The sequence below is a fragment of the Moorena sp. SIO3B2 genome, from assembly GCF_010692525.1.
Classification (GTDB): Bacteria; Cyanobacteriota; Cyanobacteriia; order Cyanobacteriales; family Coleofasciculaceae; genus Moorena; species Moorena producens.
This window is the reverse complement of the sequence record NZ_JAAHHE010000016.1, coordinates 147,176-161,201: the sequence shown is the minus strand read 5'-3', so window position 1 is coordinate 161,201 and position 14,026 is coordinate 147,176. Positions and strand designations below refer to the sequence as shown.

Here is a 14,026-nt window from a genome sequence, read left to right as displayed (position 1 = left end):
TTTCCGGGGCGTAGCGCAGCTTGGTAGCGCACCACTTTGGGGTAGTGGGGGTCGTGGGTTCAAATCCCGCCGCTCCGATTCGGTTTTAAAATTCGCTAGGGTAGTCAGTCCCAATTTGTCACTGTTGTCTGATTAATGTGATCTGGACAAAGTATCTGTGAAAAACTAAAAAAGCGGCGTTGCATCGGGTGCATCTCATATTTGTAAAAAAGATCGGGAGTGTGGGGAGTTTGGGGCCCCTCACAGGGGTAGGTTTTTTACATTAGGGTAAAACATGGGGCGACCCAGAGGGAGAGGAAAAGGAAAACAACTTAGGTGCGCTTGACCTATTAAGAATTAAATTCGCCACGGGTCGCACCTGAAGAAGCGATGCAGCTTCGGAACAGGGGGTTTCCCCCGGAGACGAAACCTAAGACAGGGGAGCCTTTATGGTTGGTAGGCTATGCAGATGCATGGTTAAAACTTGAGGCGCGACCCCGTAATTTAATTCTTCACGCGGAAAGCGCGCCTCCATTGATTAAGGCTCCCCTGTCTTACGGTAACTTCAAACCACTCGCTATTGCATCAAGACAATGATGATTTTGAAGGACAAATTAAGTACATTTTCTTATCCCCCACACCCCACGCCCCACACCCCACACCTGAGGTCTTTGTAAAAAACCTACCCTTATGAGGTTAGGGGGGATTCCTCTTGCCTTGCGCGTAGCGCTATATTACTTCACCAATCAAATGGTTTATAGTCTTTCAGGAACACCCCATAGAGGCGCTCCCCTGCTAACCCGCGCACAATGGGATCATAAACCCGTGCAGCGCCATCAATCACATCAAGTGGTGGACGGAATCCTTGCTGACGGAGGTATTCACGCACAGGATGAGGCTTCTCGTCCGTAATCCAACCCGTGTCAACACTGGTCATATAAATGCGATCGCAAACATAATCCATCCCCACCGTTCGGGTCATCATGTTCAGTGCAGCTTTAGCCATATTAGTGTGGGGATGATAGGGTGTCTTATTACCATAGGAGAATTGACCTTCTACAGCAGAGACATTGACAATATAACGATCCTCGAAAGGAGATGCCATCAGTGACGGCTTCAAGCGGGAATTAAATAAGTAAGGTGCCATAGTCGTTACCAACCAAGCCTCAACCATCTCGATCGGCTCAACCTGGTCAAGTAAGAGTCGCCAGCTATTAACATGCCTCAAATCTAAGGGCTGACCCTCAATGTCAAGGACTCCATCCGGAAAGTTTGGATCCTCCTTGCTGCTCAGACAGAGCTGGTAAAAAGCGTTAAGTGCTGACTTCTTTACCAGAGCCTCTGATTCAGCTTTCACCCATTGCCTGGTTTGTTGATCCAGACTCTCCATCTCCCCTTGGACAAGAGCTTTGAAGTATGCAGGTGGGCGGCGAATGGTTTGGGCAGCATTATTGATAATAATATTGAGTGGGGGAGATGCCAGCAACTGATCGATAAATGCCATCACCCCACGCAGATCACGAAAGTCTAGCCCGTAGATTTCCAATCGCTCACCCCATACCTGTGAATCTTTCTCAGCCAGGTATCGACGGGCGGCATCTTTCGGGAATCGGGTGGTTACAATCACATGAGCACCGTCCCGTAGCATTTTGAGTGCAATGTGATACCCAATCTTAATCCGTCCACCCGTGACTAGCACTCGCCGACCCTGTAAGTCAGTTCGGGCGTAGCGCCGACTATAGTGTTCCGGGGCACAGTTAGGACAAAACTGGTGGTAAAAGTGATGTACACGTTTGTAAGGCTGCTTGCACAGGTAGCATAGCTGGGGAGTATAGAGTTGATCATGCTCAAGGGATACCCCTGCAGCCAGCTGGCGTAATCGTTCCGGCAAGGCTTCGCCATGAATCTGGGCGCGAGCGAGCAAAGCCAAGTCATGCTGACGGCGAGCCTGCTTGCGCTGGTGGCGACGCTTTTGTTTGAGTCGCTTCATCAGTGCTGAGGCCGCCCGTTCAATAGTCAACAGCTGTGGATTGTCACTGGACATCCTACCCGCTGCCTCCAGCACCCTCAGGCAAATGGCTAACTCCTGCTCATTGAAACTTGGGTGATGGGGTTGGGTAATATCCATAGTTGTATGTACTACACAAGCTGTACTACACAGACAGAATTCGGCGGGGGCGATTCAGCAAAGCCGACTTGTTCACAGCTTAGAAGGCTGGTGTGACTGCCTCTGCACTACGTTATGCGGATCAGGGGGGTTAGGTAACAGGATTTGGGAAATGTCGTTGTCAGTCAATGGTTGGTGAGCACTCAATCGCTAAAAACCTGCACCGGTTCTAGGGAGCGAACCTATAAGTCATAGCTTATGAGTGAGACAGCGATTGCTTTGGCACACCGTCAAATGGCTACGACACGACCTTTTGGGTTCCAATCAACCGCAAAATCTTCTCTATATCATCAGCAATCGACCGGAGTGCCGTGGTGATAGAAGAATAACCGTGGTAGCGTAAGATAGCGATGACTAAACTACGGTACATTGAGAGATTGCCAGGAGCATTACCAAATTGTATCCTGGAACTATCCTGATCAAGTACCACGTCCTTAACCCAATGTAAACGATTTTCAATTCCCCAATCACCACGAATGCCTTGGGCAAATTGTGCGGCATCGAGACATTTACTACTAATATAATAAGCGAGTTGTTGGTAGGGCTTACCTGCTCTTGTACCGATGCGTTCTAGTTTGACAAGACTAGCTAGACCTTGCCACTCGTCACTTATGCATATGATGTCATCAAAAACAGATACAGTTAATGTGGTGAGACGGTCACTTCTTTTTTCCCGGCTTATGTCAACACTTATGGGTTGAGTTTTTTGAGTGTTGAGTTTGATTTGTTTGTAGAGATTTTTGGGATTACCTTTCACAGCCATTACATAGTCGTTTCCACTTTCGACAATTAGTTTGACAGTTTTTTTTGACAGTGTAAAGCCTCAAAGCTCAATATTACTCCTTCTATCCCTAAATTGGCTAAAAGCAACGGCACAACGTCAATTTCACTACTTTTTTTATTACGAAATTGTTCTAGGGCTAGGGCTACTCCACAGCGACTACTGAAAACAGAAACTACCGAAACGAAGTCTTGATAAGCTTGAGCATAATTATTCACTGTCCCTTTGATACTTTTGCCATCAACTCAAGCACCAATCACCCTCTTGGGTAGGCACACCATCCCTAATCCAGTTGGTCAAAACTTGGGCTAATTGAGTAAAATCAATACTCATCATTACTCTCCGAAAAGTCGAGTAATAGGAAAACCCATTGGTGGTAAATCTAAGTTTTCGAGCAAGGCTTGGTGATGACGACGAGCAAAATCTTCCAAGGCTCGATAACCATAGCAATCGCTCATCGTTGCCATAATCACCAACAGCCAAATTAACCGCGTTTTCCTCTGGGAGCACGAAAATCTGGGAGCTGGGCTAACGCTTCGATCAGATTAGTTTTCATCAGGGAGAGGAACGAGAGTTCCATATTGAGTTCACTTTGATAGTTTACACTAGTTTCTGGCTACTCTAATTTTCTGTGATCACAATGAATTAGCCCTGCTTTTTTAAGGGGGATTTAGGGGGATCTCCGAGTTTGAAGACACGCCCTAGGGGTGGGTTCCTCTTACCTGCTCCCTGCTCCCTAAAACCCACGATTTTGTACAGCAACAGGCCGTCAGCCTTTGGCCAGGCTACGCGAATGGCTGACGGCTGACGGCTGACGGCTCACCGCTGAATGCTTAGCTAAGCTTGTGGTTCGGCAACTATTGAGCTAGCTGTACTAAAGTGAAAGTTAGTGTAATCACTGCTAACTTTCACCATGGCTAGAATTCGAGGTATAGGGTTGATTATCCAAGCCCTGATACCAGTTATTTACCTATTAGTAGTTATTCTAACCTTAGCCACGATTGTGCTGGATATCAACAGTCTTGTGGGTGGACCAGTACAAGAAATCGATAGCGCTCTGGTGACTATCAGTGGCAAATTCGAGCAAACGGGAAATGTTATTGGTAGTGCCATAGCACCGATTGGTGATCTAGATAAAAAACTGGCTAAAACGGTCGAAACAATTGATAGTATTCCTGAAGAAATAGAGCTTCCGACTATTCCGATTCCTGATGTTGAACTGCCGATTAAACCAAAAGTTAAATTGAGCAGCAGGGAGTTAAACAAGCCAGTTGTGTTCGTATTTGATATTCCCAAGATTCCTAAAGAACCTATTCTTAAGATTCCTAAGGTGCGAGTTGAGATTGAAAAGGTACCTGTTGCTTTACCTGATATTCCTGGGGTGAAGGTTAGTGTATCAGGACTAAAAGAAACGAAAGCCCTTTTAACTCAGAATGTTGAAATTATTGGCACTTTAAATAAAGTTATTGGTATTCTTCCCAATATTGAAGTGATTAGAGACCATTACCAAAGACTAATTGTTGGGGAGCAGGGGTTACTAGTAATTATTCAAAAAATTTGCCGTAATCTATTGGTTATGATCATCCTGTTGGCAGGGACTGTGCTACTTTCATTACCCTGGTTGGTTGTGAAATACATCAAGTGGGCTTCCCCTCAGCTAACTGCTGGATGGCAATTAATCAGGGGAGTATCTCAATAGGGAGCTTCGGAGCAGGTAAGATATAGCAATTATATATCCCATAAGGTACAAAGTGATCCCCCTAAATCCCCCTTAATAAGGGGGACTTTGAGGTTTAAAACCGTACCTCATAACTGCGATAAACGCTATAATAGAGGTAAGACGATGAGAGTTGATCAAAGCAGTGGTTTAAGGCAACGACTTAATGGTATAGTCATGATTATCTATGCCTTAATCCCGATTATCATAGTAGTGGTATTTTTGATTACTTTTTTAACAATTTTAAATGACATCAAGAGTCTGGTTACTGGCCCTTTAGTGGAAATCAATAACACTCTAGTGGAAGTGAAGGAAAGTACTCAAAAAGCCAAAGAGGAAATTGCTTCTATCATAGAACCGATCAAAACAATAAACGCAGAAGTGCAAGAAGCATTCGAGATAGTTGAACAGATTCCTACAGGAGTGAGTTTGCCTGATCTTGGCATACCAGATGTTAATCTTCCGGTGAAACCAGATGTCAACTTGGGGGGTGGATTTCCGCCTAAGGTGAATATCGAAATGAAAGAGGTTTCAGTGGCTATGCCTACTATTCCTGGGTTTGAAGTACCAGTGGTTGGTTTGCAACAGGTCAAGGCAGTTTTAAAGGATAATTTGGAAATACTTAGGGTTTTTAATACTATTGTCAGCGGTATTCCTAACCTCGATTCCCTTAGAGAAGATTCCCAAAAAATTGTAGCAGGGGTGCAGGAGTTGGTGAACGGAATTCATAAAATCGGGAGCAAGGTATTGGGGCTGATGATATTTAGCGCAATCATGGTGATACCCTGGTTAATTAAGTTATGTATTGCTCCCTACGCTACTTGGGCTTACGGTCAGGTCACCACAGGATGGGCATTAGTTCGTGGTCAAGTAACTGAATAAATCAGATGGGGAAATCTAAAGGAAAAATGCGATGCTCTAAAGAGCCGCTAAGCGAACGCTTTGGGTGCATCTCATTTTTGCCGTTTGACCAGATGGTGCGTTAGGGACGGACGCTGCTGGCGAATTCGTGAAACCCTTATTCTGCCGTAATCTGCTCCCCTCTCCCAAGGTTGGGAGAGGGGCTGGGGGTGAGGGCTGATCGGGCTTCTTGGTAAGTTCGCGAAATATTTCGCCAGCAGCATCGGGACGGAAAGCCTCTGATTTTCCGCCTCTTTGCGCCTTGAACAGTCCGTCCCGTAACGCACCACCAGGCTACTCCCTACTAGACCCTAATAAAACACTAATCAATCGATAAATATTTTAAAAAATAGTAAACAGTCAGCACTCAGCGGTCAGCCTTCAGCCTTCAGCCTTCAGCCGTCAGCTGATTTTATTCAAAAGCTGTTATCCTAGCGTGACCATAGGCTGATAGCTGATAGCTGATACGCGACAGGCTGATAGCTAAGAGCTTACGGTAAAATAACCAATTTAAATTGCAATTAACAAGTTTAAACTAACTAAGATGCGCATCGCTAAACGGACTAGACCTAGACAATTAGACGTAATTATCAAAGGGTCATCCCATAACCATTGGCGTGACCCTTATCATATAATGCTGACCGTTAATTGGCCAATGTTTTTCGGACTAATTGCGGTTTGTTATTTAGCTATAAACATCGTCTTTGCCCTATTGTACCTAGCTGGAGGAAATTGTATTGAAAACGCCCGTCCAGGTTCTTTTTTCGATGTCTTTTTCTTCAGCGTTCAGACCATGGCATCCATTGGTTATGGTGCCATGTATCCCGTGACCTCCTATGCTAATATCATTGTTACCATAGAAGCTCTAGTGGGTTTGATGGCTCTAGCTATGGCAACGGGACTAATGTTTGCCCGCTTCTCTCGCCCTACTGCCAGAGTCATCTTCAGTCGTAGGGCAGTGATTACGCCCCATAATGGAGTACCTACTCTCATGTTCCGCACGGCCAATGAACGGGATAATCGGATTCTGGAAGCTCAGCTCAGGGTAAGTTTGCTGCGCTATGAAGTGACCTTAGAAGGGGAATCCATGCGTCGATTCTACGACATGAAACTGTTGCGTAGCCAAACCCCTAGCTTTGGTCTAACTTGGACAGTGATGCATCCGATTGATCAAAGTAGTCCGTTATATGGGGAAACACCAGAGTCTCTCGCTGAAATGGAAGCTACACTTATTATCACCCTAGTCGGTATTGATGAAACGGTTTCCCAGACTATTCACGCTCGTCACTCCTACACCGCATCAGAAATTTTGTGGGATAGGCGTTTTGTCGATATGTTTCATAGGAAATCAGACGGCAGTAGAATTATTGATTATAGCCACTTTCATGATATTAAGTAATAGAAATTTATAGGGTTTTAGAACTGCTACATAATTAATAGCTCTGAAATACCAACCTGACGTATCTTCTCTAACTCGATCAGCCTGCGATTAGCTTCTTGACATTCCTGCCAATAGTATTGCTTACGTTGCCAATCATTACTAAGGTCAATTTTTTGCCATTGCTCTAAACAATAGCGCCGATGTTTTTCCAAGGCTACTATTTCTAGAGAAGCTGCTGCTGCCTGTATTACCATCGGGGCTCGCAAAATATCTTCTGTACAGGTTTCGTCAAGATGAAATAGATGGGCGACTTGAGTCATTTCCCTAGGAAATTGTAAACTCCGGTCTTGTAAACGGGAGATTAGCTGTTCAGGGGTGGTAGTGTAAAATTGTGTCCCTATCCCTTGCAGTTCAATAATTTGTTGCCACAAGAATCGATGATGAGAAAGACTAAACAGTAAATCTCCCTGGTCTAGAGTATCAATAATTGTTTGTCGATACTCCGGACAATGTAAATAAATCCGTAATAGTAAGGCTTCGGCTCGTTCTAAAAGGGTACGTTCTTTACCAACAGGTAGGTTTGAGTCTTGATTACCCTGTTGTTTGGTTTTCTTTAACCGAGGTGGGGATTTCTTAAAGGCAGCTCTCAGGGGTTTTTGGAGTTGAGTTTGGAAATTTTCGATGTATAGAGATACTAGTTTCCCTTGTCCTTGACTGAGAATTTGAGCACAGTAGTTAATATAATAAGTGAGCTGATTAATGTCCTCCAGTTGCTTGAGTAACTTAACCATAGCTTGGGCGACTTGCTGAAATTGATCGGCTTGTTGGAGGTCTTTGCCAATCAGGAGTTGATTAATCTGCCAATCCAGCCACAAGGGAGCATTGAGCAACAGTTGTCGGTATTGTTCCGTAGCGTCAGGAGCAGATTTTAGGAATTCATCGGCATCTTTGCCATCAGGTAGGTTGAGTACCCGTAGCTGGACAAGCCCTTGGTAAGCTAGGTTAGCAATTTCTCCAATAGCTCTTTGGGCAGCAGTGGTACCAGCAGCATCCGCATCAAAGTTGAGCACAATTTGCTTCGATTCAGTATAGCGCGATAGTTGCCGGACTTGATCTAAACTAAAAGCGGTACCAAGGGAGGCGACTATATTAGTAATTCCTGTAGCATGGAGTGCGATCGCATCAAAATATCCTTCCACCACTACAGCTTGGTCTTGCTTGGTAATGGAATTACGAGCTTTATCTAGGGCAAAGAGGGTTTTACTTTTATCAAACAGGGGAGTTTCTGGAGAGTTGAGGTATTTCGGTTGCTCATCCCCGAGACTTCTAGCACCAAAGCCAATTACTCGACCTTGGGTGTCGTGGATCGGAATCATAATGCGATCGCGAAAGCGATCATAATACCCACCATTGTCCCTAGGCTTAATCAATCCCGCTTGCTCAACTAGCTTAACTGGCTTCCGTTTGTGTTCCACCAGATAACGGTAGATGGTTTGCCAACTAGCTGGAGCATACCCTAGCTCGAAAGTAATGATGGTTTCCTCACTCAGACCCCTTTGACCGCGCAAGTACTCTAGGGCCTGCTGTCCTTGGGGTTGTCTGAGGGCATGTTGATAGAAAGCTGTGGCTAAGGCCAGAATCTCGTAGAGTTGCTCTTGTAGAGAAAGTTGCCGTTGTAATTGCTCCCGCTGTTCCGGTTGCAGGGTTTGGACTGGCACCTGGTAGCGCTGTGCCAAATCCAGCACCACATCCGAGAAGGAGTGCTTGCCAATCTCCATCAGGAATTTAATCGCATTCCCTCCAGCTTGGCAGCCGAAGCAGTAATAGAGTTGTTTAGAGGGACTGACAGTGAAACTGGGAGTTTTTTCCTCATGGAAGGGACAGAGACCGACATGGTCTCTGCCACGCTTACGCAATACCACATGCTCCGAGATCACATCCACAATGTCAGACCGTTCCTTAACTGCTTCAATAGTGTTTGGGTGTAGCCGTGGAATGTTCATTGCTGGATTACGTGGTTACAATCGGTCAGGGTGTTCTTTATTGTCCCACCATACTCAAACCCTAAAAAACATGCCTGAGGTTTAGTGCCATTGCAGTATGACGACTGTGGGCAAGACTTGACACAAGATGCTGTTTCAGATCTTGGTCAAAAAGTCAAGATCCATGGGATCTGTTTTTAGCCAGTTGATCGGTGAAAGGCTACTAACACTACCCCCAAAGAATTAGGATTAATGACCCGACAGCCACACGACCAATTTGCGAAACAGTATCTCACGGAGTTGCTAACACCTCATGGTCAGGTGCAAATCAGCCGGGAAGTAACCAGTGAAGTTCGTCAAGTCGATATTTGGTTTCTACCAGCACCTTCGACATCCACACCACCCCAGGTTTTAGGATTGCTCGGTCAGATGGCATCAACTGCCTGTTTATTGGAACCGTTCCGCAATGCCACAGGGATCATGGCGGTGCGTAATTGTCTGCTAAAGTTGTTTGCCCTGTATGGTGAGCTGCAGCGCCAGGCACGACGAGAGGTGCGACCCGTGGCGAATTTAATTCGCCAAGGTCAAGCGCACCTAAGAAAAATTCTGTCAGTGAAACCGACTTGACCTGTTTATGGATTCTGTCTCCTTACTGTTCAACCAAGCTGTTGAATGGTTTTGCTGCCAAACTTAATGATTCCGGTAATTGGATTGAGGGAGTCTATTTTTTGCCTGAGTTGTTCAAGACAGCCCTGGTGGCCATTAACCAGCTACCGGTTACAGAAGAAACCCTCTGGTTGAGAGTTTTGGGACGCGATCGCGTAGCGTGCGCGTAGCGCAATCGCACTCAAACCCAAGCCATTAATGAGTTGGTAGCACTACCGGTCGGACACCCTTTACTAGGGGACGCGCAAGTCGAAAGCCCCGCGTTTTTAAACCGGGTCAGAAGTTACCGCAAGAATAGGGCAGCCTTTACGGTTGGTCGGCTATGAGCAAAAGGGTTAAAACTTTATAATTAAGGCTGCCCTATTCTAAGGTTTCGTCTCCGGGATGAAGACTCGCAGCGACTTTAGTCGCCGAGTTGACAATACTTTAGCGCTATAGTATAATTCAAGCATAGGGTACAGGCTGAAAAACCGAGGCTGAGCCGGGAGAGAAACCCGTAACTTATTGACCTTAAAGTAGTAATGCCCGGAGGGTAGGGAAAGTCCTCCTTAAAAACCCAACCATCAACTAACAATTGGTGTGTGAACCCAGCAAGAAAGATAACACTTTGAAAAAAAATGGTACGGCGGGGCACGCCGAAACCAAGTGAAACAGGGAAGCAAGGGACTTTATAAGGCACTTCTCAAAAAGTAACTAAACGCTATCGCGAGACCAGCCCGCTGGGTCTTTCGTAAACTGAACTAGAATCTTGGTCTTGACGGGATATTGGTTTAGGTATTGCCGCAAGGATACGGAGGTTTAAGGCCGGTCGTAGATCTAGGAATCCCCGCGTCTTTAGACCGGGGAGTGTCAAGAGGCAACATCTTAGAGATTCTGGCCAACTGGCGCATCGCTTTCTTATCCCCCACACCCCACACCCGGTCAACCCACACCCCACACCTGAGGTCTTTGTTAAAAACCTACCCCTGTGAGGGGGTTAGGGGTGGGTGCCAATGCCCTTGCGCGTAGCGCTATAAAAGCTGACTGCTCAGAAGCTGATCGCTGAATTATTACAGCTAGAGTGTATCTGTTTAACCATTTAAAGGTAACTTGTCAACTGCTATTTCTTCCTGATTAAATTAATTTTTTTTAAAAGTTTTGCTAGATCAATAAAAATCTAGTAAATCCCCAAATTGTTCACAAAATATTAACAAAATTAAAGTACCATTATAAGTGGATACTTACTTTATTTTTAGATATTTTTGGCTCCTTACTATTTCTAGCGTTTATCGCAGTTATGAGGTACAGTATTTTTTGACGTTGATTCCCTGTTTTGATGCAGCGCATCCCGATTACCGATTACCGATTACCGATTACCGATTACCGATTACCGATTACCGATTACCGATTACCGATTACCGATTACCGATTACCGATTACCGATTACCGATTACCGATTACCGATTACCGATTACCTAAAATCCCGAAATTGTGTACCTCATAGCTATGATAATTGCTATCCACGACACAATATAAGTAATTAACACAAGCATTGGTCACGAAAAAAAAAGCCTCTGTAGAGATGTTATGAATAACGTCTCTACAGAATATATAAGACTAGATAAAGTCTCTACTCTGTTTATTAATCAGGGATTGCATACATTCTATGAATGCTGATGTTACCGCTGACCGCTGATAGCTAATAGCTAAATATTCGTTGGTTTTAAAACCAATACAAAACCCTGATATGACTATAGCAATCCTAAATCATTTTAAAAATAACTGGACTTCTGAAAAACTAGCTCATTCTCCATTAAAATCTGCCTTATGCCTTCTGCATACTGCCTGAAAGCAGCCCATTTATTTCACGAATAAGATAGGATTACTAGGCTCTCCTAGAGTGGCTAGGATAAATTAGTACAAAATAATCGCCATAGTTTTTGCTTAGTAAGCTCTTGAGTAATTTAAAAATGCAATTTTAATAAAAGCGATGCAGAGGTGCGACCCGTGGCGAATTTAATTCGACGACTGTAAGGGCACCTAAGCGGTCTTGGGGGTTTACCCCGGAGACGAAACCTTAGACAGGGGAGCCTTTATGGTTGGTAGGCTATGCAGATGCATGATTAAAACTTATTGATTAAGGCTCCCCTGTCTTACGGTAACTTCAAACCACTCGCTATTCCATCAAGAAAATGTATTTTTAGTTGATTGAATCCCTTGCTATTTAAGGGGTTAAGCTCATTTAAACTACTAATTTACTATAATCAGTCTAGGAGAGCCGATTACTATAGTTATTTTTAAAGAGAAACGTAGGTATATGACAAATCTAATCATACGTCCCATATACGACATCCAAGGTAAAGGTCATATCTCACCATTTGTTGGTCAGTCTGTCACAACTACAGGTATTGTGACTGGGGTAGCGAGCAACGGCTTCTACCTACAAGACCCTTATGGAGATAATAATAATGCTACCTCAGATGGAATTTTTGTATTTACTAATTCTACTCCTACGGTCAGAATCCGTGACAAGGTGCAAGTGAGTGGTGATGTCCAAGAATTTCGGCGTAGTAACCGTTCCGATGACTTAACCCTGACTGAAATTACTAACCTGACTAATATTAGGGTCTTATCATCGAACAACCCTTTACCTACTGCGGTGGTTATCGGTGAAGACCGTACAGTACCTACAGAAATTATTGATGATGATGGTTTAACTGACTTCAATGAAGCTACTGATAGCATTGACTTTTACGAAAGCCTAGAAGGGATGCGGGTGCAAATCAATAATGCTGTAGCGGTTGCTCCCACTAATAGGTTTGGTGAAATTTGGACGGTTCCAGGTGATGTCAATCCTACTGGTGTTAATAATCGTGGTGGCATTACCATTAGTGACGGTGACTTCAATCCAGAGCGAATTCAGATTGATGACACTCTATTCAATGGCATTTCTCCTACAGTTAATGTCGGTGACCAGCTCGGTACTGTAACAGGGGTACTTAGCTACAGTTTCGGTAACTTTGAACTCCAGTCTACTGAACCAATTAGTGCTACATCAGGTAACCTAACGCCAGAGATAACGAATTTAGTCAGTAGTGCCAATCAACTTACCATTGCTAGCTTCAATGTCGAAAACCTCGACCCCAATAGTCAAGATGGGGATGATGATATCGGTGATGGTAAATTTAATGCGATCGCATTTCAACTGATCAATAATCTCCAATCCCCCGATATCATTGCTCTGCAAGAGGTTCAAGACAATAACGGAACTATAGACAATGGTAATGTGGATGCTAGGGAAACCTACGAAACTCTGATTAATGCCATAGTTGCTGCTGGTGGACCTCAGTACTCCTTCTTTGATATCCCCCCTGTGGACCGTCAGGATGGGGGTCAACCTGGTGGTAATATCCGCGTCGGTTACCTCTACAACCCTAACCGAGTTACCATCAACACTGATTCTGCTCAACGTATTGGTGTTGGTGAGACGGCTTTCGATAATACCCGCAAGTCTTTGTTGACGGAGTTTGAGTTTAACGGTGAAACCATCTCTGTTATTAATAATCACTTTTCTTCCAAGGGTGGTAGTGACCCTCTCTTTGGTGAGAATCAACCACCACAAAACGGTCAGGAGCAGAAACGGAATCAGCAAGCTCAAATCGTTAACGATTTTGTCGATACCATTCTGACTAATGACCCTGATGCCAATGTCCTAGTGCTGGGAGACTTCAATACGTTTGATTTTGAAGAACCACTGGAAACTCTAAAAGGATATCACAATTCAGTGCTGACCAATCTGACGGAAACGTTACCAGAGGATGAGCGTTACACATTTATTTTTGAAGGGAACTCTCAGGCACTTGACCATATTTTGGTCAGTGATCACCTAGTTGATGCTGGTGCTGAGTATGACATTGTCCACGTCAACAGTGAGTTTGCTGACCAAGCTAGCGACCATGACCCAATTTTAGCTCGCTTTACCTTACCTGAGCCAACTATTATCAATGGCACCGCAGGTAGTGATCAGCTGACTGGTACTGATAACAATGACATTATCACTGGTTTCCAAGCTCGAGATTTGCTCACTGGTGGTGGTGGTAATGATCAGTTTGTCTACACCTCACACCGAGATGCTGGCGATCAGATCACCGACTTTGAAGTGGGAAGTGACAAAATTGTTCTTACTGAGTTATTTAATAATAACGGAATTACAGTTGCTAATTATGATGATGCGATTAATCGGGGCTTTCTGAGTTTTGCTTTACAGGATAATTTTGCTGTTGTTTTGTTTGACCAAGATGGCTCTGATGACAGCAATTATCAAGGGGTATTCAGGGAATTAAAACAAGAATTTCCGTTCCCTTTTTTAAATACTAATTCAGATGGAAGTCAGATATTTCTCCTTCTGGAAAATGTTGATGTTGTTGAGCTACATGATTCTAGTAATTTTGTGATATAAAAGGTTGAAGGTTAG

Annotated in this window: 11 protein-coding genes, 1 tRNA gene and 1 pseudogene; 7 read left to right on the top strand and 6 right to left on the bottom strand. The window is 44.3% G+C overall.

The features are described 5' to 3' along the window. Nucleotides 1-4 precede the first annotated feature (4 nt). Nucleotides 5-78: transfer RNA gene (locus tag F6K38_RS06155), tRNA-Pro, on the top strand. Nucleotides 79-718: 640 nt separating this feature from the next. On the opposite strand, the gene F6K38_RS06150 is transcribed toward F6K38_RS06155, so the two are convergent. The 4 genes from F6K38_RS06150 to F6K38_RS06135 form a co-directional block, all read right to left on the bottom strand. Further along, a complete protein-coding gene (locus F6K38_RS06150) occupies nt 719-2,107 on the bottom strand; it encodes an SDR family NAD(P)-dependent oxidoreductase (RefSeq protein ID WP_287248262.1) in 1,389 nt (462 codons plus the stop codon). A 277-nt stretch (nt 2,108-2,384) separates the two neighbouring features. Next, a complete protein-coding gene (locus F6K38_RS06145) occupies nt 2,385-2,909 on the bottom strand; it encodes an ISAs1 family transposase (RefSeq protein ID WP_008187103.1) in 525 nt (174 codons plus the stop codon). A 26-nt stretch (nt 2,910-2,935) separates the two neighbouring features. Further along, entirely contained in the window at nt 2,936-3,145 is a 210-nt protein-coding gene (locus F6K38_RS06140) for a hypothetical protein (protein WP_008187105.1), read from the bottom strand. Between the two features lie 117 nt (nt 3,146-3,262). Continuing rightward, nucleotides 3,263-3,394, bottom strand: coding sequence for a transposase family protein (locus F6K38_RS06135; RefSeq protein ID WP_143764225.1), 132 nt, complete (start codon nt 3,392-3,394; stop codon nt 3,263-3,265). Between the two features lie 446 nt (nt 3,395-3,840). Between F6K38_RS06135 and F6K38_RS06130 the strand changes: the two genes are divergently transcribed. Together F6K38_RS06130 and F6K38_RS06125 are read left to right on the top strand one after the other, a co-directional pair. Next, nucleotides 3,841-4,626: a hypothetical protein gene (locus F6K38_RS06130; RefSeq protein WP_287254452.1), complete on the top strand. Its 786-nt coding sequence runs from the start codon at nt 3,841-3,843 to the stop codon at nt 4,624-4,626. A 144-nt stretch (nt 4,627-4,770) separates the two neighbouring features. Continuing rightward, nucleotides 4,771-5,526: a hypothetical protein gene (locus F6K38_RS06125; RefSeq protein ID WP_287254454.1), complete on the top strand. Its 756-nt coding sequence runs from the start codon at nt 4,771-4,773 to the stop codon at nt 5,524-5,526. 71 nt (nt 5,527-5,597) lie between these two features. Here the strand turns inward: F6K38_RS06125 and F6K38_RS06120 are convergent, their stop codons facing one another. Then, nucleotides 5,598-5,831, bottom strand: coding sequence for a hypothetical protein (locus F6K38_RS06120; RefSeq protein WP_287263039.1), 234 nt, complete (start codon nt 5,829-5,831; stop codon nt 5,598-5,600). Between the two features lie 257 nt (nt 5,832-6,088). Between F6K38_RS06120 and F6K38_RS06115 the strand changes: the two genes are divergently transcribed. Beyond that, complete coding sequence (locus F6K38_RS06115) at nt 6,089-6,943, top strand: ion channel (protein WP_044494030.1); 855 nt, start codon at nt 6,089-6,091, stop codon at nt 6,941-6,943. A 26-nt stretch (nt 6,944-6,969) separates the two neighbouring features. Here F6K38_RS06115 and dnaG read toward each other — a convergent pair whose 3' ends face one another. Beyond that, on the bottom strand, nt 6,970-8,928 hold the full coding sequence (dnaG, locus tag F6K38_RS06110; RefSeq protein ID WP_287314666.1) for a DNA primase: 1,959 nt from the start codon (nt 8,926-8,928) through the stop codon (nt 6,970-6,972). Between the two features lie 231 nt (nt 8,929-9,159). Between dnaG and F6K38_RS44075 the strand changes: the two are divergent. The 3 genes and pseudogenes from F6K38_RS44075 to F6K38_RS06090 all read left to right on the top strand — a co-directional run. Then, nucleotides 9,160-9,803: pseudogene (locus F6K38_RS44075) on the top strand (hypothetical protein); the annotation flags it as partial. A gap of 982 nt (nt 9,804-10,785) precedes the next feature. Continuing rightward, nucleotides 10,786-11,031 carry a hypothetical protein gene (locus F6K38_RS06095; protein ID WP_287263036.1) on the top strand — a complete coding sequence of 82 codons (246 nt, stop codon included), beginning with the start codon at nt 10,786-10,788 and terminating at the stop codon, nt 11,029-11,031. A gap of 838 nt (nt 11,032-11,869) precedes the next feature. Further along, nucleotides 11,870-14,011 carry a DUF8508 domain-containing protein gene (locus F6K38_RS06090; protein WP_008187120.1) on the top strand — a complete coding sequence of 714 codons (2,142 nt, stop codon included), beginning with the start codon at nt 11,870-11,872 and terminating at the stop codon, nt 14,009-14,011. Nucleotides 14,012-14,026: the final 15 nt, after the last annotated feature.